At 60.0% G+C, this 25,143-nt stretch carries 23 protein-coding genes; 16 read left to right on the top strand and 7 right to left on the bottom strand.

What is annotated here, in order from left to right:
• The first annotated feature begins 29 nt into the window (after positions 1-29).
• The gene (locus tag HWW83_RS00405; RefSeq protein WP_069100571.1) at positions 30-593 is read left to right on the top strand and encodes a DedA family protein; all 564 of its coding nucleotides are present in this window, start codon (positions 30-32) and stop codon (positions 591-593) included.
• A 16-nt stretch (positions 594-609) separates the two neighbouring features.
• Here the strand turns inward: HWW83_RS00405 and HWW83_RS00400 are convergent, their stop codons facing one another.
• The gene (locus tag HWW83_RS00400) at positions 610-1,503 is read right to left on the bottom strand and encodes a LysR family transcriptional regulator (RefSeq protein WP_033642264.1); all 894 of its coding nucleotides are present in this window, start codon (positions 1,501-1,503) and stop codon (positions 610-612) included.
• A 112-nt stretch (positions 1,504-1,615) separates the two neighbouring features.
• On the opposite strand from HWW83_RS00400, the gene HWW83_RS00395 reads away from it, so the two are divergent.
• Both HWW83_RS00395 and ansP read left to right on the top strand, forming a co-directional pair.
• The gene (locus HWW83_RS00395; protein ID WP_033642263.1) at positions 1,616-2,053 is read left to right on the top strand and encodes a PACE efflux transporter; all 438 of its coding nucleotides are present in this window, start codon (positions 1,616-1,618) and stop codon (positions 2,051-2,053) included.
• 432 nt (positions 2,054-2,485) lie between these two features.
• Entirely contained in the window at positions 2,486-3,952 is a 1,467-nt protein-coding gene (ansP, locus tag HWW83_RS00390) for an L-asparagine permease (RefSeq protein ID WP_033642262.1), read from the top strand.
• Positions 3,953-3,989: 37 nt separating this feature from the next.
• On the opposite strand, the gene HWW83_RS00385 is transcribed toward ansP, so the two are convergent.
• Complete coding sequence (locus HWW83_RS00385) at positions 3,990-4,769, bottom strand: HalD/BesD family halogenase (protein WP_046686611.1); 780 nt, start codon at positions 4,767-4,769, stop codon at positions 3,990-3,992.
• 117 nt (positions 4,770-4,886) lie between these two features.
• On the opposite strand from HWW83_RS00385, the gene HWW83_RS00380 reads away from it, so the two are divergent.
• Positions 4,887-5,786, top strand: a complete 900-nt coding sequence (locus tag HWW83_RS00380; RefSeq protein ID WP_069100572.1) for a LysR substrate-binding domain-containing protein — start codon at positions 4,887-4,889, stop codon at positions 5,784-5,786.
• A gap of 200 nt (positions 5,787-5,986) precedes the next feature.
• On the top strand, positions 5,987-7,807 hold the full coding sequence (locus HWW83_RS00375; RefSeq protein ID WP_047572275.1) for a putative phage tail protein: 1,821 nt from the start codon (positions 5,987-5,989) through the stop codon (positions 7,805-7,807).
• 31 nt (positions 7,808-7,838) lie between these two features.
• Here HWW83_RS00375 and HWW83_RS00370 read toward each other — a convergent pair whose 3' ends face one another.
• Entirely contained in the window at positions 7,839-7,982 is a 144-nt protein-coding gene (locus tag HWW83_RS00370) for a hypothetical protein (protein WP_154582435.1), read from the bottom strand.
• 66 nt (positions 7,983-8,048) lie between these two features.
• Positions 8,049-8,900, bottom strand: coding sequence for an ATP-grasp fold amidoligase family protein (locus HWW83_RS00365; protein WP_060659810.1), 852 nt, complete (start codon positions 8,898-8,900; stop codon positions 8,049-8,051).
• A 155-nt stretch (positions 8,901-9,055) separates the two neighbouring features.
• Between HWW83_RS00365 and HWW83_RS00360 the strand changes: the two genes are divergently transcribed.
• From HWW83_RS00360 to HWW83_RS00320, 9 genes are all read left to right on the top strand, one after another.
• Positions 9,056-10,345 (top strand): oligosaccharide flippase family protein, encoded by a 1,290-nt coding sequence (locus HWW83_RS00360; RefSeq protein ID WP_046686607.1) that lies wholly within the window; start codon positions 9,056-9,058, stop codon positions 10,343-10,345.
• Between the two features lie 89 nt (positions 10,346-10,434).
• Complete coding sequence (locus tag HWW83_RS00355; protein ID WP_033642256.1) at positions 10,435-11,199, top strand: arylamine N-acetyltransferase family protein; 765 nt, start codon at positions 10,435-10,437, stop codon at positions 11,197-11,199.
• A gap of 123 nt (positions 11,200-11,322) precedes the next feature.
• Positions 11,323-11,952, top strand: a complete 630-nt coding sequence (locus HWW83_RS00350) for a response regulator transcription factor (protein WP_033642255.1) — start codon at positions 11,323-11,325, stop codon at positions 11,950-11,952.
• A complete protein-coding gene (locus HWW83_RS00345; RefSeq protein WP_176588912.1) occupies positions 11,952-13,493 on the top strand; it encodes an MASE1 domain-containing sensor histidine kinase in 1,542 nt (513 codons plus the stop codon). Before HWW83_RS00350 ends, HWW83_RS00345 begins: the two co-directional genes overlap by 1 nt.
• A 60-nt stretch (positions 13,494-13,553) precedes the next feature.
• Positions 13,554-14,882: an MFS transporter family glucose-6-phosphate receptor UhpC gene (uhpC, locus tag HWW83_RS00340; RefSeq protein WP_226772964.1), complete on the top strand. Its 1,329-nt coding sequence runs from the start codon at positions 13,554-13,556 to the stop codon at positions 14,880-14,882.
• Entirely contained in the window at positions 14,879-15,910 is a 1,032-nt protein-coding gene (locus HWW83_RS00335) for an ABC transporter substrate-binding protein (RefSeq protein ID WP_046686604.1), read from the top strand. Before uhpC ends, HWW83_RS00335 begins: the two co-directional genes overlap by 4 nt.
• A gap of 67 nt (positions 15,911-15,977) precedes the next feature.
• A complete protein-coding gene (locus HWW83_RS00330; protein ID WP_033642251.1) occupies positions 15,978-18,056 on the top strand; it encodes an ABC transporter permease in 2,079 nt (692 codons plus the stop codon).
• Between the two features lie 11 nt (positions 18,057-18,067).
• The gene (gene fbpC / locus HWW83_RS00325) at positions 18,068-19,114 is read left to right on the top strand and encodes a ferric ABC transporter ATP-binding protein (protein ID WP_176588911.1); all 1,047 of its coding nucleotides are present in this window, start codon (positions 18,068-18,070) and stop codon (positions 19,112-19,114) included.
• Positions 19,115-19,360: 246 nt separating this feature from the next.
• The gene (locus HWW83_RS00320) at positions 19,361-19,627 is read left to right on the top strand and encodes a hypothetical protein (RefSeq protein WP_033642249.1); all 267 of its coding nucleotides are present in this window, start codon (positions 19,361-19,363) and stop codon (positions 19,625-19,627) included.
• 41 nt (positions 19,628-19,668) lie between these two features.
• Here HWW83_RS00320 and dusC read toward each other — a convergent pair whose 3' ends face one another.
• The 3 genes from dusC to rhlE all read right to left on the bottom strand — a co-directional run bounded on the left by dusC (position 19,669) and on the right by rhlE (position 23,139).
• Positions 19,669-20,601: a tRNA dihydrouridine(16) synthase DusC gene (gene dusC, locus HWW83_RS00315; protein WP_033652368.1), complete on the bottom strand. Its 933-nt coding sequence runs from the start codon at positions 20,599-20,601 to the stop codon at positions 19,669-19,671.
• Between the two features lie 84 nt (positions 20,602-20,685).
• On the bottom strand, positions 20,686-21,645 hold the full coding sequence (locus HWW83_RS00310; protein ID WP_060659815.1) for a D-2-hydroxyacid dehydrogenase family protein: 960 nt from the start codon (positions 21,643-21,645) through the stop codon (positions 20,686-20,688).
• A gap of 114 nt (positions 21,646-21,759) precedes the next feature.
• The gene (gene rhlE / locus HWW83_RS00305) at positions 21,760-23,139 is read right to left on the bottom strand and encodes an ATP-dependent RNA helicase RhlE (RefSeq protein ID WP_033642246.1); all 1,380 of its coding nucleotides are present in this window, start codon (positions 23,137-23,139) and stop codon (positions 21,760-21,762) included.
• Positions 23,140-23,436: 297 nt separating this feature from the next.
• On the opposite strand from rhlE, the gene HWW83_RS00300 reads away from it, so the two are divergent.
• Both HWW83_RS00300 and hlyD read left to right on the top strand, forming a co-directional pair.
• Complete coding sequence (locus HWW83_RS00300) at positions 23,437-24,135, top strand: CerR family C-terminal domain-containing protein (RefSeq protein ID WP_176588910.1); 699 nt, start codon at positions 23,437-23,439, stop codon at positions 24,133-24,135.
• A gap of 18 nt (positions 24,136-24,153) precedes the next feature.
• A complete protein-coding gene (gene hlyD, locus HWW83_RS00295; protein ID WP_033652365.1) occupies positions 24,154-25,140 on the top strand; it encodes a secretion protein HlyD in 987 nt (328 codons plus the stop codon).
• Positions 25,141-25,143: the final 3 nt, after the last annotated feature.

Raw genomic sequence — 25,143 nt, 5'->3', positions numbered from 1 at the left:
TTATGCGTCAGCCACATAAGGAGTAAGGAATGACCGATTTAGCCCACTATATTACGGACTACGGTTACTGGGCGTTGTTTATCGGCTGCCTGGCGGAAGGGGAAACCATCACGCTGCTGGGCGGCATCGCCGCTCATGAAGGGCTGTTGCACTGGCCGTGGGTGATCGCAGTGGTGGCGCTGGGCGGCATGATGGGAGACCAGTTGCTGTACTTCGCCGGCCGCCGGTTTGAAGGCCGCGTCATCTCGCGGCTCAAGGGACAGGAAAAGCGCATCGCGCGCGCCAGAAGGCTGATCGCCCGCCACCCGATGCTGTTCGTTATCGGGGTGCGTTTCATGTACGGTTTCCGCATCATCGGCCCGGTGTTGATCGGCGCCAGCCGTCTGCCGCCGTCGCGCTTCGTGCCGTTGAACATCCTCGGCGCCATTTTATGGGCGACGATCTTCGTCATGCTCGGTTATTTTGGCGGCCAGGCGCTCGAACGCTTCGTTACCGGCTTCGACAAAAAGCTCTCCAGCCTGCTGTTTGTCGCGCTGGCGATCGCCGCCATCCTGCTGGTGCGTTTCTGGTGGCGTAAACGCCACCCGGAGTAAGCAAACACAGCGGGCGTCAGCTTTCCTGCGGCGCCTCGCGCATCAGCGCGACCAGTTCGCGCGCCGCTTTGTCCAACGGACGATTCTTAAGCCAGATCAAATGCATCGGCAAGCGCAGCTCGTTCTTGGTGTTTTTGAACTTCAGCCGCACCAACCGCCCCTGCGCCAGCAGCGGCTCGGCCAACGACAGCGGAAAATTGCCCCACCCCAGACCCGCTTCCACCATGTTCAGCGCCATCGGCAGGCTGTCGGTGCGCCAGTAAGCCTCCGCCACCTGGGGACGCAGATCGCCGATCGGCAGATCGCGACTGGCCACCATGATCTGCCGCACGTTGACCAGATCTTCGAGAAACAGCTCGCCCGCCGCGCCGTCCAGCGCCGGGTGCTGCGGCGACAGCATCGCCACCAGCGATTCCGCGCCCACGAAGTGGAACTGTTCCGCGCTGTTGACGTTCAGCCCGCCGAACGCCAGACAAACGCCGATGCGCCCCTCGTGCAGCATGTGCAACACGTCGTCCTGCGGCGCGCTGAGCACTTCGATGTTCAGCAGCGGATAACGTTGCGACAGCGTTTTCACCGCTGCCAGCAGGCCGGCGCCGTTGATATCCGACGCCACGCCGATCGAAAGCCGGCTCTCCAGCCCCTGGGACAGTTCGATGGCATGCACCTGCAGCTGCTTGAGCTGCCCGGCGATCAGGCGGGCGTGCGGCGCCAGGGCCAACGCCAGCGCGGTCGGCGTCGGTTCACGGTGAGAACGGTCGAACAAGGCGAAACCGAGTTCCGCCTCCATGTTGGCGATGGCCATGCTGACGGCGGAGGGCACGCGCCTCAGCGCGCGGGCGGCGGCGGAAAACGAGCCGCGATCGAGCACCGCCAAAAACAGTTCGATGTTGTCGCTGGAAAAATTCATTGTTCAACCTGTCAGATTAACTGACAACTCCTGACTTTTTCTATCAATGTGATTGACGTTATCTTAGCCGCCGTCGCCACAGAGGCAACTAAAAACAGATCGGGAGAAAACGATGCAAGGCGTCAAACGCAAACTGGTGTATGTCACCGCTTATGAAATCATCGGCATGGCGATCTCGGCGTTGGGGCTGGCGCTGCTGTCGGGCCATGCGCCAAGCAGCACCGGGCCGCTGGCAGTGGTGATCACCACCATCGCGGTAAGCTGGAACTTTATTTACAACTATGTATTCGAGTGGTGGGAAAGCCGCCAGGTGTCGCGCGCCCGCACGCTCAAACGCCGCATTTTGCACGCCGTCGGCTTTCAGTTGACGCTGGTAGTGTATCTGATCCCGCTGATCGCCTGGTGGATGGGCATCACGCTGTGGCAGGCGCTGCTGCTGGATATGGCGTTGATCGTCATCATTCCCTGTTATACCTTCGTGTTCAATTGGGCATTCGACAAGCTGTTCGGCCTGCCCGCATCGGCTCTGCCGGCCAGCGAATCGGCCTAAGACTCGTTACGCGCCCACCGACCCGCTGCTGATGCCATTTTCTGCGCGGGTCGCCATTTCCTTTCCCCTTATTTCTCACCGCGAAATATAAGAACAACACCCTGTAATTTGCACGGTAATTATTATTTTGTGATTTTAATCACTTTTTATTCCTCGATATTTCCGTCTTGATAAAACATCACATCTTTTTGAATAATATATCCTTTTATATTTGGATTAAAAAATAAACACACTTGTTCACGTTTTATGCGCAGTATTTTTTGCCACCATTACGGAGAAAAGGTAGCATGCTTCGCCGTTATTTTAATGATGGCTGTATACACAATAAACAGCGGAATGATGCCACGACCTCATTCTCATGACGATTGGTCATAGCAATCGTTTGCTCTCGCTAAGAGCAGGGTTAACATAGACAGGTAAACAGGACGGATAATGCACTCACAAAAACAGTCTGCGGATGAAAAACACGCCGCCAGAAGACGCTGGCTAGACTCTCATGAATCCGGTTATCACAAAAGCATGGGCAACCGGCAAATCCAAATGATCGCCATCGGCGGCTCCATCGGCACCGGCTTGTTCCTCGGTACCGGCGGCCGTCTCGAACTGGCCGGGCCGGCGCTGGCGCTGGTCTATCTGGTGTGCGGGATCTTCTCTTTCTTCATCCTGCGCGCACTGGGCGAACTGGTGCTGCATCGCCCTTCCAGCGGCAGCTTCGTTTCTTACGCTCGCGAGTTCCTCGGTGAAAAAGCCTCTTACGTCGCCGGTTGGATGTATTTCCTCAACTGGGCGATGACCGGCATCGTCGACATCACCGCCGTGGCGCTGTACATGCACTATTGGGGCACCTTCGCCGACGTGCCGCAGTGGCTGTTCGCCCTCGGCGCGCTCGGCATCGTCGCCACCATGAACATGATCGGCGTGAAGTGGTTCGCCGAGATGGAGTTCTGGTTCGCGCTGATCAAGGTCGCCGCCATCGCGCTGTTCCTGATTGTCGGCGTCGTCTTCCTCGGTACCGGCACGCCGGTGGCCGGCCACACCACCGGCATGCACCTGATCACCGAAAACGGCGGCATGTTCCCGCACGGCCTGCTGCCTGCGCTGGTGCTGGTGCAAGGGGTGATCTTCGCTTTCGCCGGCATCGAGCTTATCGGCACCGCCGCCGGCGAGTGTAAAGATCCGGCCAAAATGATGCCTAAAGCGATCAATAGCGTGATCTGGCGTATCGGTCTGTTCTACGTCGGCTCCGTGGTGCTGCTGGTGCTGCTGCTGCCGTGGAACGCCTATCAGGCCGGCCAAAGCCCGTTCGTCACCTTCTTCAGCAAGCTGGGCGTGCCTTACATCGGCACCATCATGAACATCGTGGTGTTGACCGCCGCGCTGTCCAGCCTCAACTCCGGCCTCTACTCCACCGGCCGCATCCTGCGTTCGCTGGCGATGGGCGGCTCCGCGCCGAAGCTGATGGCCAAAATGAGCAGCCAGCAGGTGCCTTACGCCGGCATCCTGGTCACCTGCGGCATCTACGTGATCGGCGTGGTGCTCAACTACCTGGTGCCGTCGCAGGTGTTCGAGATCGTGCTGAACATCGCCTCGCTGGGCATCATCGCCTCCTGGGCGTTTATCATCGTTTGCCAGATGCGCCTGCGCAAAGCCGTGCGCGAAGGCCGCGCTCAGCCGGTGTCGTTCAGAATGCCGGGCGCGCCGTTCACTTCGTGGCTAACGCTGGCGTTCCTGCTGATCGTGGTGGTAATGATGGCCTTCGACTACCCGAACGGCACCTGGACCATCGCCACCATTCCTGTGTTGGCGGTGCTGCTGACGCTGGGCTGGTTCGGCCTGCGCAAACGCGCGCAGGAAGTGAAGCTGGAACAGCAGGCTCACGAAGAGCAGAACCCGCACTGAATCGACAAACCGCCCTCCGGGGCGGTTTTTTTATCCGCTATAACCGCCCGTAGAACGTCATTCTGGCGCTTTCCGACAGCATCACGTCCGGCTGCGCATTGTAGGCCAGCACCACCAGCATGCGCGTGGTGTCGCCTTCGGTCGGCGTCACCCGGTGCATGGCGTTGCGCCCGCGAAACAGCACCAAATCCCCCTCCTCCATCGCCAGCTGTTTGACCGCCCGCTCGCCGTCCAGCACCTGCGTGACCCCGGCATAGTTCATCTCGCCGCGATCGGCGTCGCGCAGGTTCTCCACGTATTCGAAGCGCCCACCCGCCTGCGGTTTCTGGATCAGGAGCGTGATGGCGAACGAGGAGTTGTCAAAATGCCAGCCCAGCTCCTGGCCGGTGTGGGCGTAATGCAGGTTGATCGACGACAGCCGATCGGCGTAGGGATACAGCTGCGCCTCATCCAGCACCGCGCACAGGAACGCGCGAAACGCCGGAGCGTCGTACAACGCGCGCAGCGGCGACTGCGGCGGAATATCCTCGTCGGTAATACAGCCCTTGGACGACACCACCAGCCGGTTGCGCGCATGGTCGGCCGGCAGCGCGTCGTCCTGTGGCCGTAGATACACGTTGTGTTTGCTGGTGGCGTAAAACGCCGCATGGTGCTGTTCGGCGCCTTCCAGCCGCACCGTCGCCAGCGCGGCTTCGCGCAGAAATCCCGGCAGCACCAGCGCGCCGGCGCGCGCCAGCGTTTGCCGGCAGCGGACGCGGAACGCGGCGTCGTCGATGGGGTGGGCTGACAGATCGATAATATCGGCAAGTTGCGGCATGACGTTCCCCTCGTGTGCGAAAGCCGGATGCCTCCCACTGTAGCGAATGCCGCATTGCCGCCATAACAAAAATACGTTATGGATAAGCTAACGAATTCTTAGCGATAAGCCCTGCTCATGCACTCACCGTCCCGTGCGCGCTTGCCCAAGCTGAGCGCCATTCTGGCGTTCGAAACCGCCGCCCGCACCGGCAGCCTGGCCCGCGCGGCGGATACGCTGGCGCTGACCGCCGCCGCCGTCAGCCAGCAGATCCGCCAGCTGGAGCAACATCTGGGGATCACGCTGTTCATCCGCGCCAAAAGCGGCGTCACGCTGACCGAACAGGGCGCGGACTACCTGGCCTACGTGCAGGAGGCGTTCGAAACGCTGCGCGTGGCGCAGCAGCACGTCGAGCGCCAGCGCGGCAAACAGGCGCTGACGGTATTCGCCCTGCCGGCGTTGGCCTCCAAGTGGCTGAACCCGGCGCTGGGCGACTGGCTGGCGCAGTGCCCCGACGGCGATCTGCGGCTGCACGCGACCCATGCGGCGGTCGATTTCGCCCATTCGGCGGCGGACTTCGCCCTGTGCTTCGGCGATCAGGACTATCCGCTGCTGGAAAAGGTGCGGCTGTTTCAGGATCGGGTGCAGCCGGTGTGCAGCCCGGCGCTGCGCGATCGCGGCGACTGGACGCAGCTACCGCTGATCCACGTCGACTGGGGCAAGGAGAGCCAGTTTCTGCCGGGCTGGCACGAGTGGTTCACCGCCGCCGATCGAATGCCGCCGGCGCGGCGCGGGCTGACCTATAACCTGACTTCGCTGGCTATCGACGCCGCCGTGCAAGGGCGCGGGGTGCTGCTCGGCCAGCGGCGGCTGATCGCCCGTGAACTGGCGGAAGGCCGGCTGGTCACCCTGGCCGAACCGGCGCTGCCGCTCAGCAAACCCTACTACGTGGTTTACCCGCCGCGCACGCTGGAAAAACCCGGCGCCGCAGCGTTTTTGGGCTGGCTGCAAGCACTCGCCCTCGCCGCCAGCACCTAAAATCCGCAACGTGATGTTTGCTGGCGTCAGACACAACCCTGGACGCTTAATGCCCTCGCCTTAGCCTGTTAATTTATTCCTGCCGACCGGGATCATGAACGGGCTCCCTCTTCGGTCACAATGCCACTTACTTAAGCCTCCGCCTCTGCAACTGCCACATATTGCATCGGCCTCTTATCGTACCAAATGAGGGTTATTCCATGATTTCATTAAATGATTATGCCAATCTGCGCAACTATGCCGGCAGCGAAACCGCAGTGATGCTCGAAAACCGCTACCACCATGGCGTATTTACCCGAGACGACGCGGATTCCACCAGTCAGGATAACGGTGTTACCCTGCTCGTCGACGCGCAAAACCGCCGCTGGAAGCGCATCATCAATGACGGCGATTACAGCATCGATTGGTGGCACCTGCCGGGCGATGAGCTGGATTACTCTCTGACCATCACCCGCGCTTGCAACTTCTTGCAGGTCAAAGGCGAAGAGTGGTGGCAACTGCCGATCCCGACGACCCCTGCGGGGATTACTCTGGTCGGCCCCGGCGGCGTACGCCCTTGTAAAACCACCGCCAACCTGAAGCTATGGAAAAACGCCGTCGATTTTAAGGGCACCATTCTTGATTTCAGCAGCGCGGCCAATATCGAGTGCGTACGCGTGCAATACTCTTTGGGTGCGCCGGCGATTTACAACCTGCGCATCGTCGGAGCGCCCGGCGCGGCGGCCAATCTGCGCGGCCTGTGCGTCTACAGCGATGCCTCGAACATGCACGGCCTGCCGGCCTGCCAACTGCTGGTGCAAAACGTCTGGCTGACTAACCTGCACAAGGGCATCGTCTTCGGCAACAACGCCTATATTCAGAGCTGGCACAGCATCATGGTGCGCGGTTGTGTGTGGCCAATTTGGTCGGAAACCACCGCCAACGCCGGCGAAAAAATCGTCTTCTACAAATGCCTGTTCGGCGACAGCCGAAACTACTATCAGGGCGTGCATACTTTGGCCTTCCGAGATTGCTCTTTCGATTACAGCGGCTTTAACAATGAAACCGAACAGTTGGCCAATACCGATTACGGCTTGTTTGATCTCAAAGGCGGCACGCTTGACTTTAAAAACTGCCACTTCGAATGGGGCAACGCCAACTGCCGCAACTATCGACCGGTATTTACCAGCGACAACGGCGGCACGGTAAAAATCAAAGACAGCCAATGGCACAGCGTGATGACTAACAACACCGATACCGGCAGCAAGGTGCCTTATCAATACGTTGAATATTTCTACTTCGATAAATCCAGCGATCTGAGCGGAAAATGTTATATCGATGGGTTCGATCTGGTGAACGCCGACATTAAAAAAGGCTGGTCCAACAACCACATCGAAATGAAAAAGATCGTCGCGCCTGGCTATGTCAACATGTGGCGTCTGCTCTATCTGGGCGATGGCGTCAACCATCTGCCGGAACCCACCTGGAAAGAGAGCAGTGCGCTGGCGCTGAATAATGTCTACGCCTTCGGCGGCGCACGCGTTTCGCAAACGGAAACCGCCGATTTGGCAGTAACGCTGCAAAACGGCGTGCTCACCGCCACCACCAAAACGGCGACAACGGCCGACAAGCGCATCGAGATCTACTTCCCGATCGCGAAAAATGATCTGGTGCTGTGGCGCGCCACGTTGGCAAACCTAAAAGGCCAGAACAGCCTTGATGTCACAATCGGCACCTACCAAGGAAAGTATGTGCTGAACGGCGATGCCGGCGTCACCACCTTGCTGGAAAAAGTCTGTCAGTGGGGCCGCACCGGCACAGTCACCCCGACCACTTCAGCAACGATGACCTCGGATCGCATTACCGCGCTCGACGTTGCCGAGTATTTGCCGCTGCCTGAGGGCTACGTTAATTACGCCCGCATCGCCATCGTGCTGAAAAACTTTGTCGGCAGCGCCGCTCAGCCAACCTCGGTGGACATTACCAAACTGCTGTGTCAAAAGATCGACATCGTCTCCCGCAACCCGCATAAATCCTGGTAACTGCACAGGCCCCATCAGGGGCCTGTTTTTGTTAATGCGTGGAATAACCGCCGTCGATGCAGTAGAACGCGCCGGTGGCTTTCCCGCTATTTCTTTCCTGTCCTGTTTTCAACGCATCCAACTTGGGATGCGCTTCATGACTGAAGATCGCCTGCGCCACGAAACGACACTGCATTCGAAGAGGAACGCCGCGGCGTTTTTGGGCTGGCTGCGGGAACTGGCCCAACGCTCGGCATAGCGTTCAGGTTTTGGCCATCAGCTCGCCCAGCAGCAGGTTCGTGGCGCGCGGTTGGTACACTTCATTGCCTGCACCGGGGGTGAGCGTCAGCTCGCCGATATAGAGCCTGTCTTGCGTCAGGTAGAAATCGACCCGGCAGTAGTCCAGATCGGCGGCAACGGCTTGGGCGACTTCAATCATCTCATCCCAAAAGTCAGGCTTCGCGTGCAACGTGTTGATCTGGGGAATATCTTTCTGGGTAAAAAAGCAGTGATGCGCATGGCGGTCCAAAAACTCCAGCGACGTCGGCTCCGGGCCGCCCCGCAGCAACTCCACGAACAGATAAGGCTGGCTGCCGTTAAAAACATGCACTTTATAGTCGATCAATTCACCGTCGCGTTCGATGTCCAACAGGTTTTCAACCACAATTTGCAGTGGGATCTTCGCATAGTGCTTCTCACGAAAGCGCTTCCAATACGTTATTTTTGACCATTTCTTGAGAGTGCTTGCAATCTCATCATAACTCACTCGCGCTTTATCTCTGACAATCTTAACTTGCTGCGAGGCATTATTTGTTTTGATAACAAAAGATTGAGGCAACGACAAATAGTCTTGCTCAGTGAAGTTCTCCGTTATCATGATGACCGGCGTTAGGTATTTTTCCGAAACGCGACTGGATATATAATCCCTCACCGCCACCTTGTCCGCCAACAGGCTGAACTCTTCGCGCGGGTAGCGCATTCTGTGGTAAATCCTTTCGGAAAAACTTTTAGGATTCAAAAAGTTGACAAAGCTTCCGTGAGCAAAATAATGCGACAGCTGATAATAAATAAAGTCAGGCGAAACCTTATAGAAGTATTTTACGAATTTTCTCATTCCGTTGATTCATCCATTAATCCAACATAACAAAAGACCCAGCTAAAGTTTAAATGCAATTGACTTCAATTGTAAAATATAAAAAAAGCCTTGGTGATTATTAAAGGATAAAAAACGGAATAATCCTATATCATAAGGTATTCAGGGAAGCGTCAGTGAAACTAAAGATCATAGACTTCAGCATAATAAGAAACGCTTCCTGGATGATAGCGGAAAAGACGGTATCAATCCTCGGCGTTATATTCATCACCGCCTACATGGCCAAATATATTGGGCCGGAAAGCTTCGGAAAGATTACCTTTGCCACGGCGATTTTCGCCATTACCCAAACGTTGGCGCTGCTGGGGTCGGACACCATCCTCTTCAAACGCATTAGCCGTAATCCGCGCTCCGGCGCAGCGCTGATGTTCTCCACCAACCGGCTGAGGCAAGCCTGTTTCCTGGCCTTTTCTGCGATCATCTTGCTTTATACCGGGCTGCGGGAAGACTTCACGACCTTTTACTTTTGCGCCGCCACATTCCTGGCCTCGTTTTTTTCACTCAAAGACGTCTTCGCCATTTACCATGACGCCCGGCTGGAATCGCGTTTCAATACCCTGGCCAACGTGGCCGGCTTAGCCAGCGCATTGTTGGCTCGCTGGCTGATCGTGTTTTTTGATCTGCACCTGTACTTTCTGGCCATCCCTATCGTGATGGTGTACCTCATCCCCTATCTGATCCGTCATCACCTTTATCATCGCCGCCATCCGGGCTTTTCGGCCCCCGGCCGTATTCGGCGCAAATATGTGCGCTATCTGCTCGCCAGCGGCCTGCCGTTGGCGGTATCCAATGTTTCCATCGCCATCTATACCCGGCTGGCGCAGCTGTTTTTGATGTGGTTCGTTTCCGCCGCGGTGCTGGGCATTTACTCGGTCGCCATTACCCTGGCGACCGCCTGGATGTTCGTTACCGATGCCGTCATCACCTCGTTCTTCGCGAAAATATTCGCCTATCGGCGCGAAGACGCGATGCGCGCCGCGGCCAAACTGAATGGGTTGGTGCTGGCCATCGCCTTAGCCATCGTCGCCGGGATCGTTTGGCTGGGCAAACCGGTCATCGCACTGTTGTACGGCGAGCAATACCTGGCGGCCTATGCCGCCATGGGGGTGTTGGCCGTCGCCACCCTGCTCTCCGCCCTGGGGACCGTGGCCTATAAATACATCGTGCTGTTTTCCGGTTACGGCTTCCTTTCCCGCAAAATGTTGTTGGTGTTTATCATTAACATTCCTCTGTCATACGGCCTGATTCGGCAATACGGCATGATGGGCGCCGCTTACAGCACCTTGCTGACCGAACTGCTGTCATTGACCGTACTCAACTATCTCTTTCAACGGGGTACCGTACTGAAAATGCATCTGCGCTCACTGAACCCGGCGCTTTACCTAAGACGCCCGTCGGGAAAGTAATCCGGCTGCCGAGGCGCAGCACGTAATGCGCTCACAAACGCCACAAAGCCCGCTATTTTAAGCCTACTTTTTCTCATGCGAGACACCCTGTGGACACCCAACGCTACCTGCAGCATATCGGCTTTACCGGCGTCGCCCGCCCCGATCTCCCCACGTTGCAACAGCTGCATCATCGCCACATGCTGAGCGTGCCGTTCGAGAACCTGAGCATTATTTATCATCAGGGTATTCAGCTGGCGCCCGAAGCGCTGTTCAGCAAAGTGGTCGAGCGTAACCGCGGCGGTTTCTGTTATGAGCTGAATACGCTGTTCGCCCTGCTGCTGCGGGAGATCGGTTTCAGGGTGAGCTTTATCTCCGGCGAGATCCGCGCGCGCGACGGCCATTTCGGCCCACCCTACGACCATCTGGCGCTGCGGGTGGATCTGGCGGGCCAGGCCTGGCTGGTGGACGTCGGTTTCGGCGATTCCTTCCTGACGCCGCTCAAAATCGTCGTTGCCGAGCCGCAACCGCAGGCCAGCGGCACCTTCCACCTGGAGCGGGAAGGCGAATATTACCTGCTGGAACGCCGCAACGGCGACCAGCGCTCGCATGCCAAAACCCTGTATCGCTTTACCGTTCAGCCGCGCGAACCGCATGAATTCGATGAGATGTGCCACTTCCACAGCACCTCGCCGCAGTCGCACTTCACCCAGCGCCTGGTGTGTTCACGGCCGACCGAACTGGGCCGAGTGACCCTCAGCGACATGAAGCTGATCGTGACCGAAGATCATCAACGCCACGAAACGACGCTGCATTCGGAAGAGGAACGGCGAGCCGCGCTGTGGCGGCATTTCGCCATCGATGTGGATCGTTGACGGCGCGGGCGGCGTCCTTTTATTACGATTCTGTTACATCGATTGCATAACCGCGCTTGGCTGATTGCCAGCATCGCGGCGGCAGGCATCATAGGATCATGATTCGGCAACAGAGTGCGAAAAATGATCCGTGTGATACTGGTCGATGACCATGTGGTGGTGCGCTCCGGCTTTGCGCAATTGCTCAGCCTCGAAGCAGACATCGACGTGGCGGGGCAATACAGCAGCGCGGCGGCGGCCTGGCCGGCGCTGCTGCGCGACGACGTCAGCGTCGCGGTGATGGACATCGCCATGCCGGATGAAAACGGCCTGAGCCTGTTGAAACGCCTGCGGGCGCAGAAGCCGCAGTTTCGCGCGATCATACTCAGCATTTATGACTCCCCCACCTTCGTGCAGAGCGCGCTGGATGCTGGCGCCAGCGGTTATCTGACCAAACGCTGCGGGCCGGAAGAGCTGGTGCAGGCGGTGCGCTCCGTCGATATGGGCGGCCATTACCTGTGCGCCGACGCGCTGCGGGCGCTGCGCGGCGGCGAGCAGCCGGCCACGGCGCTGGAAGTGCTGACCCCGCGCGAGCGTGAAATCTTCGAGCTGCTGGTCAAAGGCGACAGCGTAAAGGAGATCGCTTTCAAGCTCGATCTCAGCCATAAAACGGTACACGTACATCGCGCCAACGTCCTGGGCAAGCTGCAGTGCAACAGCACCATCGAGCTGGTGCATTTCGCCCTCGATCATCAGCTGCTGGCGGGGCATTGATGTCACTCCGCTCACGGCGCTGGGTTATCTCGCTGTTTATCCTGTTGGCCTGGGGCAGCGGCTGGCTGATGCTGTGGACGCTCGGTTTCTATCTGACCCACAACGGCAATCAGGCGGCGCTGTTTCTGCCCCACGGCGTCTATCTCGCGCTGCTGATCTTGCTGGGGCGGCGCTATTGGCCCGCCCTGATAGCGCCGCCGGTGCTGCTGCTGTTCTGGCTGCACGGCGAACGCCTGCTGAGCGGCTACGGCCTGCTGGCCGCCCCGTTCATCACCCTGATCCCGGCCGCGCTCGCGCAACGGGTCTGGCGCCGTTTTCCGCTCTACTGGCAACGGCTGACGCTGCTGCTGGCCGCAGTGACCGCCGCCTCGCTGCTCAATACCGCCCTGCTGTCGCCTTTCGCGCAGAGCCCGGCGATGCTGCTCGGCCTGGCGTCGTTTACCGGCGGTGTTTTGTTGACCCCGTTCGTCTACCTGATCTTTGAATTTCTGCGCCAGCAGCACCGCTACCATCTGCTGGGGCTGGACACCGCCAACCCGCCGCTGCGCGCGTCCTTAATCATCTGGTGCAGCCTGTTTTTCGTTATCGGCATCGGTACGCAGATGGTGCTGTCGCCGGAAATCGAGCGCCTGCTGCTGATCGTGGTGTTTTTGCCGAACGTGGTGATGGCGTGGAAGTTCGGTTGGCAGGGCGGCGTGCTGTCCGGCCTGCTCGGCAGCATGATGATCACCCTCGCGCGGCAGGTCGGCGTGGGGTTCGGCAATCTGGTCGAGCTGGAAATCTTTCTGGCGACCCAGGCGCTGCTCGGCATCGGTCTGGGCATTGCCATCAGCCGTCAGCAGCACCTGGCGCAAAACCTGCACCACTATCGCCGACGCCTGGAAGAAGAGTTGGCGGCGCGGCGGGCATTGACCGAAAAACTGATCCACACCGAAGAAGACACGCGAAAGAACCTGGCGCGCGAGCTGCACGATGAAATCGGCCAGAACATCACCGCCATTCAAATTCAGTCGCAGCTGGTCAAGCGGGCGCGCGATCCGGCGCAAACCCAGGCCGCCGCGAACCAGATAGGCGATCTCGCCCGGCGCATTCATCACTCCACGCGCCAGCTGCTGCGCCAACTTCGCCCGCCCGCGCTGGACGAGCTGGCGTTCAAAGACGCGCTTCACCACCTGCTGAGCGAATTCGCCTTTAGCGAACGGGGCATCCGTTGCCGTTTCGACTACCGCCTGACCGACACGCCCGCCGGCGAGACGGTGCGCTTCACCCTCTACCGGCTGCTGCAAGAGCTGCTCAACAACGTGTGCAAACACGCCGAGGCCAGCGAAGTCGCCATCGTTTTGTATCAGCAAGGCGCCATTTTGCACCTCGAGGTACGGGACAACGGCGTCGGCATCCATGCGGGCAACGCGCCGGGCTTCGGCATTCAGGGAATGCGCGAACGGGTCAGCGCGCTCGGCGGCGAACTGACGCTGGAAACGCAGCGCGGCACCCGGGTAATTGTTAACCTGCCCACAAATTTGCAACAAACCGCCGACTAACTAGGAAAAAGTCTTAGCCACTCCGGACTTTATCTCATCCCCTTTCCTTTTCACCTTCTTATAGTCAGCACCAGGGAGGCGGCTATGCAAGCACGCTCAGCATCTGAAATCGATCATCGTTACCGCGCGCTGCGCCCGCGGCTGCTGCTGTACATGGTCATCGGGTACGCCGCCTTTTACCTGACGCGCAAAAGCGTGAATTACGTGCTGCCGGCGCTGCAAACGGATTTGGGGCTGGATAAAGGAGACATCGGCCTGCTCGGCTCGCTGTTTTATCTGAGCTACGGCCTGTCGAAATTCGTCGCCGGGTTGTGGCACGACGGCCATGGGCAGCGCGGGTTTATGGGGATCGGCCTGTTCGCCACCGGTTTGCTGAACGTGGCGTTCGCCTTCGGCGAATCGCTGACGCTGCTGCTGGCGGTCTGGGCGCTGAACGGCTTCTTTCAGGGCTGGGGCTGGCCGCCCTGCGCGCGGCTGCTGACCCACTGGTATTCGCGCAACGAGCGCGGCTTCTGGTGGGGCTGCTGGAATATGTCGATCAACCTCGGTGGCGCGATTGTGCCGCTGATCAGCGCCTTCGCCGCCCAGCGCTGGGGCTGGCAGGCGGCGATGTTGATCCCGGGGGCCGTCAGCATGGTGCTGGGCATCTGGCTCACGCGGCAGCTGACAGGCACGCCACAGGAAGAAGGCCTGCCGTCGGTCGGCCAGTGGCGCCACGATCCGCTGGAGCTGCGCCAGGAACAGCAAAGCCCGCCGATGGGGCTGTGGCGAATGTTGCGCACCACGATGCTGAAGAACCCGATGATCTGGTTGCTCGGCGTCTCTTACGTGCTGGTCTACCTGATCCGCATTGCGTTGAACGACTGGGGCAACCTGTGGCTGACGGAAAGCCACGGCGTCAACCTGCTCAGCGCCAATGCGACAGTGATGCTGTTCGAGATAGGCGGCCTGCTCGGCGCGCTGTTCGCCGGCTGGGGCTCGGATGTGCTGTTCGGCGGGCAGCGCGCGCCGATGATTCTGCTGTTCACGCTCGGGCTGATGGTGTCCGTCGCCGCGCTGTGGCTGGCGCCGGTGCACCACTACGCGCTGCTGGCGGGCTGTTTCTTTACGGTGGGCTTTTTTGTCTTCGGCCCACAGATGCTGATTGGCCTCGCCGCCGTGGAATGCGGGCACAAAGGCGCCGCGGGCTCCATCACCGGCTTTCTCGGCCTGTTCGCCTATCTGGGGGCGGCGCTGGCGGGCTGGCCGCTGTCGCGGGTCATCGAAGGCTACGGCTGGTCAGGCATGTTCAGTTTGCTGTCGATCGCCGCCGTTCTTATGGGTTTATTGCTGATGCCGCTGCTGATGGCGAGCGTTACCACCTCTACCGAGAGAAGGATAAAACAATGAAAAAAACGTGGGTCACTACCCTGATAGCGTCCGGCATAGCGCTGGCGACCCTGAGCGGCGCCGCGCACGCCAAGGGCCGCCTGGTGGTCTACTGCAGCGCCACCAATGAAATGTGCGAAGCGGAAACCAAAGCCTTCGGCGAGAAATATGACGTGAAAACCGCGTTCATCCGCAACGGATCCGGCAGTACGCTGGCGAAAGTGGACGCCGAGAAGAAGAACCCGCAGGCGGACGTCTGGTACGGCGGTACGCTCGATCCGCAATCCCAGGCCGGTGAAATGGGGCTGCTGCAGCCGTACAAATCGCCGAATCTCGACCAGGTGATGACGCAATTCCGCGATCCGGCCAAGCTGAAAGGCAACTACTCCTCGGCGGTCTACGTCGGCATTCTCGGCTTTGGCGTCAATACCCAGCGCCTGAAAGAGAAAAACCTGCCGGTGCCCAAGTGCTGGAAAGACCTGACCAAGCCGGAATACAAAGGCGAAATTCAAATCGCCGATCCGCAAAGCTCCGGCACCGCCTACACCGCGCTGGCGACCTTTGCCCAGCTGTGGGGAGACGATCAGGCGTTCGCTTACCTCAAACAGCTGAACGCCAACGTCTCGCAGTACACCAAGTCCGGCATTGCCCCGGCGCGCAACGCCGCCCGCGGCGAAACGGCGATCGGCATCGGTTTCCTGCATGATTACTCGCTCGAAAAGGAACAGGGCGCGCCGCTTGAGCTTATCTCGCCGTGTGAAGGCACCGGCTACGAAATCGGCGGCGTCAGCATCCTCAAAGGCGCGCGCAACCTCGACAACGCCAAGCTGTTCGTGGATTGGGTGTTGTCGAAAGAGGCGCAGGAGCTGGCGTGGAAGCAAGGCAAGTCCTATCAGATCCTGACCAACACCACCGCCGATACCTCGCCGAACTCGCTGAAGCTCGACGACCTGAAGCTGATCAACTACGACATGGACAAGTACGGTTCGACCGACGTCCGCAAGGCGCTGATCAATAAATGGGTCAGCGAAGTCAAGATGGGTAAATAAGCCCACATTCTGCGCCTGTTGCCGGGTAAGCCTCACGGCTTGCCCGGCCTGAACATCCGGGAAACTTATGTCACATACACATGCACTCCATCTCGTGAAAAAACGAGATGCGATATCCCTTTGGGTTTTGCTTGGCTGGCTGGCGTTCGCCCTGCTGCCGAGCTGGAGCCTGGATTACGGCCTGCTGGAGTCCACCGGCGAAGAGATCCTCGCGGCCTACGGCTGGTCACACCGCAATATCAGCTGGCTTTGGTGCCTGCTGCCGAGCCTGCTGCTGTTGCGCCCTTACGCTGCGGCGGGCCGTGAGCAGCGGCGCCGCCACGCGTTCGATGCCGGCTGGGCGCTGCTGTGCATGGCCTTTATCGTTGTCAGCGCCACGGTGGCGGGACGCGGTTTAGGCTACGCCACCCTGGTGCAGTTGACCGCGCTGGGCGCCATCATGACGCTGGCGCTGACCCGCCTCGACTGGCTGGGCGGCGACCGTTTCGTTATCGGCGCGCTGGTCACCATCGTGGCGCTGATCGGCGTCTTCATCGTCTGGCCGAGCATCGCGATTTTCATTCCGATGTTCACCGACCAGACGGGCGCTTTCGCGCCGCTGGCCTTTATGAACGTGCTGTCGCAGGCGCATATCATTCAGGTGATCCTCAACTCCATCGCCCTGTCGATCGCGGTGGGCGCCGGCTGCACCTTTTTCGGCCTGGTGCTGGCAATTTACACTACCCGCATCGCCAAGCGCAGCGCCATTATCGGCCGCATCTTCTCCATCTTGCCCATCGTCACGCCGCCGTTCGTCGTCGGCCTGGGGGTCACGCTGATGATGGGGCGCTCCGGCTATGTCACCGAGTGGATGGTGGCCTGGTTCGGTTTGACCAACACCAACTGGCTGTACGGCTTTACCGGCATCTGGCTGGCGCAGGTGCTGGCGTTCACCCCGATGGCGTTCATGATCCTCGACGGCGCGATCAAGACCATTCATCCTTCGCTGGAAGAGGCCTCCTACACCCTGCGCGCCAGCCGCTGGCAAACCTTTAACGGCGTGTTCGTGCCGCTGCTGAAACCGGCGCTGGCCAACGCGTTTTTGATCGTGGTGGTGCAATCGCTGGCTGATTTCAGCAACCCGCTGGTGCTCGGCGGCAACTTCGACGTGCTGGCGACGCAAATCTATTTTTACATCACCGGTTCGCAGCTCGATTATCAGGCCGCCAGCACCCTCGGCGCCTTCCTGCTGCTGTTCTCACTGCTGGTGTTCTGCATCCAGTATATGTGGATCGGCAAACGTTCCTACGTCACCGTGTCCGGCAAATCGTATCGCGGCGACGTGCAGCCGCTGCCGGTCACGCTGGTGTGGGGCGTGATCGCGCTGCTGGCGGTGTGGGTAGCCTTTAACGCCCTGCTTTACGGCAGCATTTTCTACGGCAGCTTCACCGTCAACTGGGGAGTGGATTACACGCTGACGCTGGATAACTTCATCAAACTGTTCGGCCAGGGCATGAGCGACGGCGCGTGGCCTTCACTGCTCGACACGCTGCTGTACGCCGGGATCGCCGCGCCGATCACCGCCGCGTTCGGCCTGCTGATCGCCTGGATCGTGGTGCGCCAACAGTTCAAGGGCAAAAAGACCATCGAGTTCACCACCATGCTGTGCTTTGCGGTGCCGGGTACCGTGGCCGGCGTCTCTTACATTCTCGCCTTTAACGGCGCGCCGGTGTACCTCACCGGGACGGCCGCCATCGTGATTATTTCGATGGTGATGCGCAACGTGCCGGTGGGCATTCGCGCCGGGATCGCCGGGCTGGGCCAGATAGACAAATCGCTGGACGAAGCCTCGCTCAGCCTGCGCGCCGGCTCGCTGCGCACCATCACGCACATCCTGCTGCCGCTGCTGCGCCCGGCGATCCTGTCGGCGCTGATCTACAGCTTCGTGCGCGCCATCACCACCGTCAGCGCCATCGTCTTCCTGGTCACCCCCGATACCCGCGTGGCCACCGCCTACATCCTCAACCGCGTGGAAGACGGCGAATACGGCGTGGCGATCGCCTACGGTTCAATTCTGATCGTGGTGATGCTGGCGATTATTTTCCTCTTTGACTGGCTGATCGGCGAGGCACGCATCTCCCGTTCAAAAGCCAAAAACCAGGCGTAATGGAGCCCATGATGAGCCAGAAAAATTTCGTTGAACTGCGTAACGTCTCCAAACGGTTCGGCAGCAACACAGTAATCGATAACATCACGCTCACCATCCCACGGGGGCAAATGGTGACGCTGCTCGGCCCTTCCGGCTGCGGCAAGACCACCATTTTGCGCCTGGTCGCCGGGCTGGAAAAACCGAGCGACGGGCAGATATTCATTGATGGTGAAGACGTCACCCATCGTTCCATCCAGCAGCGTGACATCTGCATGGTATTCCAGTCTTATGCCCTGTTCCCGCACATGTCGCTGGGGGAGAACGTCGGCTATGGCCTGAAGATGCTCGGCATTCCGCGCGCCGAAGTGAAAGCGCGCGTGCAGGAAGCGCTGGCGATGGTGGACTTGGCGGGGTTCGACGATCGCTATGTCGATCAGATCTCCGGCGGCCAACAGCAGCGCGTGGCGCTAGCGCGCGCGCTGATCCTCAAGCCGAAAGTGCTGCTGTTCGACGAGCCGTTGAGCAACCTCGACGCCAACCTGCGCCGCAGCATGCGCGAAAAGATCCGCGAGCTGCAAAAGCAGTTTGATATCACGTCGCTGTACGTCACCCACGATCAGAGCGAGGCTTTTGCAGTCTCCGACACCGTACTGGTGATGAACAAGGGGCATATCATGCAGATGGGCTCGCCGCAGGATCTCTATCGGCAGCCCGCCTCGCGCTTTATGGCGAGCTTTATGGGGGACGCCAACCTGTTCCCGGCCAGCTTCAGCGCCGATCATGTCGATATCAGCGGCTATCGCCTGCCGAGCCCGGCGCACTTTGCCGCCCAGGGCGCCGGCACGGTGGGCGTGCGGCCGGAAGCGATCACGCTGAGCGAGCATGGCGATGAAAGCCAGCGCTGCGAGATCCAGCATGTCGCCTACATGGGGCCGCAGTATGAGGTGACGGTGGCGTGGCACGGGCAACAGATTTTGCTGCAGGTTAACGCCACCCGCCTGCAACCGAACGTCGGCGAGCAGTATTATCTGGAAATTCACCCCTACGGCATGTTTATGCTGGCGGACGCGGCATAGTCGGCCTCACGCTTAAGGGGTAGAATAACGGCCATCCCGAACGGGATGGCCGAAAATAATCGCCAAAAACACCGTATTTATCTATTTTTACAATTCCACCCAAGTCCTTGTTCAGCCGAAAAATAAATATAGCCACACCCACTCAAAAATAACCACCCAGACCACTCAGGGTGATATTTTTATTTAAATAGGGTAAGCTTGATCCCGCAGTCGAAATTATTTAACGGCCAACTCAAGGAGAAATTCATGAGCAACAATGCAAATGCACAGGCGCAGCTGGATAATTTACGCAATGTCGCTTCCCAGCTGAAGGAAATGCGCCACTACGCGCAGTCGAATATCGAGACGCTCTCCGCACACTGGCTGGCCTTCGATCAGGGGGAATGCAAAAATAAGGCATTCGCCGAAGCCATTAACGACCTATTGAATAAACAGGGCGCCTGTCTGGAAGGACTGGAAAAAACCATTCAGGATATCGAGATAGAATTAAACCGTCTTGATAAAGCCGCCTGATAATGCCGATTTAAATAAACCCGCCACGCGCGGGTTTATTTTCAGCTGCGGCAGATGACGCGCGCAATATCCCCGGACGTCGTCAACGCGCGTATTTCGCTGAACAGTTCAGTTGCTTCATCATATTCTTTACGCAAATAACCCAGCCACTGTTTAATGCGCGCCACGTGATACAGGCCGGTGTCGCCCTGCTTTTCCAGATGGACGTATTTTTGCAGCAGCTCAACCACCTGCGGCCAGGGCATGCGCGGTTCGTTATATTTCACCACCCGGCTCAGGTTCGGCACGTTGAGCGCGCCGCGCCCCAGCATGATGGCGTCGCAGCCGGTCGTCTGCAGGCAATCCTGCGCGCTCTGGTAATCCCAGATCTCGCCGTTGGCGACAACCGGGATGCTCAGCCGCTGACGGATCTCGCCGATCGCCGCCCAGTTGATGCGATCCGCCTTATAGCCGTCCTCTTTGGTGCGGCCGTGCACCGTCAGTTCGCTGGCGCCCGCCTGCTGCACCGCATCGGCGATTTCAAAGCTGCGATTGGAAGAGTCCCAGCCCAGGCGCACCTTCACCGTGACCGGCAGATGGGCCGGCACCGCCGCGCGCATCGCTTTGGCGCCCTGGTAGATCAATTCCGGATCTTTGAGCAGCGTCGCCCCGCCACCGCTGCCGTTCACCAGCTTGGACGGGCAGCCGCAGTTGAGATCGACGCCGTAAGAGCCCAATTCCACCGCGCGCGCGGCGTTCTCCGCCAGCCACTGCGGGTACTGCCCCAGCAGCTGTACCCGCACCAGCGTGCCCGACGGCGTGCGGCTGGCGTGACGCAGCTCCGGGCACAGCCGATAGAACGACTTGGCCGGCAGCAGCTGATCGACCACGCGCAAAAATTCGGTGATGCACAGATCGTAGTCGTTCACTTCGGTGAGTAACTCACGCACCAAAGAGTCGAGAACGCCCTCCATCGGAGCCAATAATACGCGCATGACCAATCCCAGCTAAAAAAAGACCCGCAATAATACGGGTGAATGCCCGCGCCAGACAAGCCTCTGCGGGCATTAAAAACGCCATCAGCCCAGCCGACGGATCGGTTGACCGGCGAGAAACGCCGCAATGTCCTCGACCGCCTCGGTGAAGTAGGCGCGGTAGTTATCGTCCGCCACGTAACCCACATGCGGCGTCGCCAGCACGTTGGGCAGTTGACGAAACACATCGTCGGCCGGCAGCGGCTCCGTCTCGAACACGTCCAGCCCGGCGCCGGCAATCTTCCGCTGTTGCAGCACGTCCACCAGCGCCGCCCGATCGACGATCCCCGCGCGCGAGGTGTTGATCAGGTAAGCGGTGGGTTTCATCGCCGTCAATTCGTCCCGCCCTACCAGCCCGCGGCTGCGATCGCTCAGCACCAGGTGAATGGAGACAAAATCGCTCTGCTCGAACAGCGCCCGTTTGGACGGTGCCAGCAGTGCGCCCTCCTGCGCTGCCCGTTCCGCCGTCAGGTTCTGGCTCCAGGCCAACACCCGCATGCCGAACGCCTGTGCCACCCTGGCCATTTGGCCGCCGATCTTGCCCAGCCCCAGCAGCCCCAGCGTCTTCCCCTGCAGCGTGACGCCCAAGCCCAGCTGCCACGGGCCGTTGTTCCGCAGCCCGGCGCTTTCCGGCACGATATGCTTGGCCAGCCCGAGCAGCAGCGCCCAGGTCAACTCCATCGGCGCCGCCGACCCGCTGCGGGTGCCGCACACCACCACGCCGCGCTCGGCGGCGGCGGCCAAATCGATAGCGGCATTGCGCATGCCGGAGGTGATCAGCAGCTTCAGCTGCGGCAACCGCGCCAGCAGCGAGGCGGTTATCGGCGTGCGCTCGCGCATGATGACCAGAATGTTGCATTCCTGCAGATGCACCGCCAGCTCCGCCTCATCGGTAAAGTGCGCGCTGATGGCGGACACCTCCACCCGATCGGCCAGCGCTGACCAATCCGCCATGTTGAGCGCCACCTGCTGGTAATCATCAAGAATTGCGCACTTCAATTTCATCTCCGTCTCCTGGAATGTAGGGGTAGCCACCGTCCAGCCTAGTACGAAAATGCCGTTCCGCCAGGCAAAAAAAAAAGCCGCCCATACAGGCGGCTTGCTTTTGCGCAATCGGGCTTATTCGGCCGGTTTGCGGTTGCGCGGGCGACGCGAGGCCGGCGCGCCGGAACGGCGCTGGCCGTCACCCTGCGGGCGAGCGTTGCCGTTACCGTTGCCACGGTTTTCACGCTGGCCGCCGTTGGCGTTACTGCTGCGCTGACCGCCGCCGTTACCGGAACGCTGGCCACCGCCGTTGCCGCGCGGCGCGCCGCGTCCGCCACCCTGGCGGCCGTTGATGATCGGCTCGGCCTTGATGGTCGGATCCGGCTCGTAGCCCGGCAACGCAATGCGCGGAATTTCACGCTTCAGCAGACGCTCGATGTCGCGCAGCAGCTTGTGTTCATCCACGCACACCAGCGAGATGGCTTCGCCGGTACGCTCCGCGCGGCCGGTGCGGCCGATGCGGTGCACGTAGTCTTCCGGCACGTTAGGCAGCTCGTAGTTCACCACGTGCGGCAACTGGTCGATATCCAGACCGCGCGCCGCAATGTCGGTCGCCACCAGCACGCGGATGCGGCCGTCTTTAAAATCGGCCAGCGCACGGGTACGGGCGCCCTGGCTCTTGTTGCCGTGGATCGCCGCAGCGGTGATGCCGTCTTTGTTCAGCTGTTCCGCCAGGTGGTTGGCACCGTGCTTGGTGCGGGTAAAGACCAGCACCTGTTTCCAGTCGCCTTCGCCGATCATCTGCGACAGCAGTTCCCGCTTACGCTTCTTGTCGACGAAGTGCACGCTCTGCTCGATCTGCTCGGACGCGGTATTGCGGCGAGCCACTTCCACCGAGGCCGGGTTATGCAGCAGTTTGTTGGCCAGCGCCTTGATGTCGTCGGAGAAGGTGGCGGAGAACAGCAGGTTCTGGCGCTTGGCCGGCAGCTTGGCCAGCACGCGACGGATGTCATGGATAAAGCCCATGTCCAACATGCGGTCCGCTTCGTCCAGCACCAGAATCTCGATTTTGGACAGGTCAACCGCGTTCTGATGTTCCAGATCCAGCAGACGCCCCGGCGTCGCCACCAGGATATCGACGCCGCCGCGCAGCTTCATCATCTGCGGGTTGATGCTCACGCCGCCAAACACCACCAGCGAACGCAGGCGCAGGTGTTTGCTGTAGGCATCGACGTTTTCGCCGATCTGCGCCGCCAGCTCACGGGTTGGCGTCAGGATCAGCGCGCGCACCGGGCGACGGCCTTTGACCGGATGGTCATGCTTGCTCAGCAGCTGCAACAGCGGCAGGGTAAAACCGGCGGTTTTACCGGTGCCGGTCTGGGCGCTGGCCATCAGGTCACGACCTTCCAGCACGACAGGGATAGCCTGACGCTGAATTGGCGTCGGTTCGCGATAGCCCTGTTCTTCAACAGCGCGCACAATTTCAGCACTTAAGCCGAGGGTTTCAAATGACATAAAGAGAAAAACTCCAGATCCCCCCTAACCTAACAGTGTTCGGTGCAGTTTCCTGGGAGGATGATCAGACGGGGCATTAAGCATGACCACGAGGGATTGGCACAAACTGCAGTGCACCAGGCGGCGATTGTAACAGAAGTCGCGCAATAAAAAGCACTTTTACGTGCAGAGAGCACAATCTGCCGTAAATTCAGCATTATCTGAAGTCGGTCACATAACTCATTGTGGTTAGCGGTTGCGTTTTAAACAATCTGGCATAAAGTTAATCATATGATTGATTAACTTTGAGCGTGACCTATGCCAGCTTCCGTCCCTCATCAGGCCGCCAGCCGGGCGCGCGGCGAGCAAACGCGCCGGCAACTGCTCGCCGCGGCGACCGACCTGTTCGGTGAATATGGCCTGCAGGGCGCCACCACCCGCGATATCGCCCAGCGCGCCGGCCAGAATATCGCCGCCATCACCTACTACTTCAGCTCCAAAGAGGGGCTGTATCTGGCCGTGGCGCAGTCGCTCGCCGATTTCATCCAGCAGGCGTTCGCCCCGCTGGCCGAAGAGGTCGATCGCTTTGGGCAGCAGCCTGCCGCACAGCGATCGCCCGACGCGGCGCTGCGTTTGCTGCAGCGTGGCCTACTGGCCTTCAGCGAGCTGATGACCCAGCCGCACACGCTGAATCTGAGCAAAATCATGTCGCGCGAACAGCTCGCCCCAACCGACGCCTACCCGCTGATCCACCGCCAGGTGATCGCGCCGATGCACGAACGGCTGTGCCGCCTGCTGTCGGCCGCCACCGGCATCGACGAACGCGCCGCCCGCCTCGTGTTGCATACCCATGCGCTGATTGGCGAGGTGCTGTCGTTCCGCGTAGCGCGGGAGACCATCCGCCGTCAGGCCGGCTGGCAAGAGATTGGTGAGGGCGAAGCGGCGCAAATCGCGGCGGTGCTGAGCGAGCATATCGAGATTTTAGTTATTGGGCTGCGCCAACGTCACGGCGCGTAAATTCAGGCAGGGAGTGTTATGAACAAAAAACGCAGTGCCTTGATCGTGTTGTTGATTCTGCTGATCGCGGCCGTCGCTTACGGGGTATGGCATTACCAACAGCAGCAAGAGCGGCCGCTGACGCTGTACGGCAACGTCGATATCCGCACGGTCAACCTCGGCTTTCGCGTCGACGGCCGCCTGGCGTCGCTGACGGTGGATGAAGGCGATACCGTTCAGCCGGGCCAGCTGCTCGGCAAACTGGACGATGCTCCCTACCGCAACGCGCTGCAACAGGCCGAAGCCAACGTCGGCAGCGCGCGCGCCAAACTGTCGCTGCTGCAGGCCGGCTATCGCAGCGAAGAGATAGCCCAGGTGCAGTCAGAAATGGCGCAGCGCCAGTCCGCTTTCGCCTACGCCGACAGTTTCCTGAAGCGCCAGCAAGGGCTGTGGGCGAAAAACGCCACCTCCGCCGACGCGCTGGAGGATGCGCGCACCGCCCGCAACCAGGCGCAGGCCAACCTGCAAGCGGCGAAAGACAAACTGTCGCAATACCGCAGCGGCAATCGCCCGCAAGAGATTGAACAGGCCAAGGCCGAGGTGGCGCAAAGCGAAGCGGCGTTGGCGCAGGCGCAATTGAACCTGCAAGACGCCACGCTGCTCTCCCCTTCCGCCGGCACGGTGCTGACCCGTGCGGTAGAGCCGGGCACCATGCTCGGCGCCGGCGGCACGGTGTTCACCCTGTCGTTGACCCGGCCGGTGTGGGTGCGCGCCTACGTCAACGAAACCAGCCTGAACCAGGCGGTGCCCGGCACCGAGCTGGAGATCTACACCGACGGCCGCCCCGGCAAGCCTTACCACGGCAAGATCGGTTTCGTCTCGCCGACCGCGGAATTCACGCCGAAAAGCGTTGAAACGCCGGATCTGCGCACCGATCTGGTGTACCGCCTGCGGGTGATCGTCACCGACGCCGACGATGCGCTGCGTCAGGGCATGCCGGTCACCCTGCGCTTCGCCAAACCCTGAGGC

Source organism: Serratia ureilytica, from assembly GCF_013375155.1.
Taxonomy (GTDB): Bacteria; Pseudomonadota; Gammaproteobacteria; order Enterobacterales; family Enterobacteriaceae; genus Serratia; species Serratia ureilytica.
This window is presented reverse-complemented; position numbering and strand designations above follow the sequence as displayed.

Excerpts from the sequence above, each read along its gene's own strand:
- HWW83_RS00405 (WP_069100571.1), top strand. The coding sequence starts at position 30 with ATGACCGATTTAGCCCACTATATTACGGACTACGGTTACTGGGCGTTG.
- HWW83_RS00400 (WP_033642264.1), bottom strand. The coding sequence starts at position 1,503 with ATGAATTTTTCCAGCGACAACATCGAACTGTTTTTGGCGGTGCTCGAT.
- HWW83_RS00395 (WP_033642263.1), top strand. The coding sequence starts at position 1,616 with ATGCAAGGCGTCAAACGCAAACTGGTGTATGTCACCGCTTATGAAATC.
- ansP (WP_033642262.1), top strand. The coding sequence starts at position 2,486 with ATGCACTCACAAAAACAGTCTGCGGATGAAAAACACGCCGCCAGAAGA.
- HWW83_RS00385 (WP_046686611.1), bottom strand. The coding sequence starts at position 4,769 with ATGCCGCAACTTGCCGATATTATCGATCTGTCAGCCCACCCCATCGAC.
- HWW83_RS00380 (WP_069100572.1), top strand. The coding sequence starts at position 4,887 with ATGCACTCACCGTCCCGTGCGCGCTTGCCCAAGCTGAGCGCCATTCTG.
- HWW83_RS00375 (WP_047572275.1), top strand. The coding sequence starts at position 5,987 with ATGATTTCATTAAATGATTATGCCAATCTGCGCAACTATGCCGGCAGC.
- HWW83_RS00370 (WP_154582435.1), bottom strand. The coding sequence starts at position 7,982 with ATGCAGTGTCGTTTCGTGGCGCAGGCGATCTTCAGTCATGAAGCGCAT.
- HWW83_RS00365 (WP_060659810.1), bottom strand. The coding sequence starts at position 8,900 with ATGAGAAAATTCGTAAAATACTTCTATAAGGTTTCGCCTGACTTTATT.
- HWW83_RS00350 (WP_033642255.1), top strand. The coding sequence starts at position 11,323 with ATGATCCGTGTGATACTGGTCGATGACCATGTGGTGGTGCGCTCCGGC.
- HWW83_RS00345 (WP_176588912.1), top strand. The coding sequence starts at position 11,952 with ATGTCACTCCGCTCACGGCGCTGGGTTATCTCGCTGTTTATCCTGTTG.
- HWW83_RS00335 (WP_046686604.1), top strand. The coding sequence starts at position 14,879 with ATGAAAAAAACGTGGGTCACTACCCTGATAGCGTCCGGCATAGCGCTG.
- HWW83_RS00330 (WP_033642251.1), top strand. The coding sequence starts at position 15,978 with ATGTCACATACACATGCACTCCATCTCGTGAAAAAACGAGATGCGATA.
- fbpC (WP_176588911.1), top strand. The coding sequence starts at position 18,068 with ATGAGCCAGAAAAATTTCGTTGAACTGCGTAACGTCTCCAAACGGTTC.
- HWW83_RS00320 (WP_033642249.1), top strand. The coding sequence starts at position 19,361 with ATGAGCAACAATGCAAATGCACAGGCGCAGCTGGATAATTTACGCAAT.
- dusC (WP_033652368.1), bottom strand. The coding sequence starts at position 20,601 with ATGCGCGTATTATTGGCTCCGATGGAGGGCGTTCTCGACTCTTTGGTG.
- HWW83_RS00310 (WP_060659815.1), bottom strand. The coding sequence starts at position 21,645 with ATGAAATTGAAGTGCGCAATTCTTGATGATTACCAGCAGGTGGCGCTC.
- rhlE (WP_033642246.1), bottom strand. The coding sequence starts at position 23,139 with ATGTCATTTGAAACCCTCGGCTTAAGTGCTGAAATTGTGCGCGCTGTT.
- HWW83_RS00300 (WP_176588910.1), top strand. The coding sequence starts at position 23,437 with ATGCCAGCTTCCGTCCCTCATCAGGCCGCCAGCCGGGCGCGCGGCGAG.
- hlyD (WP_033652365.1), top strand. The coding sequence starts at position 24,154 with ATGAACAAAAAACGCAGTGCCTTGATCGTGTTGTTGATTCTGCTGATC.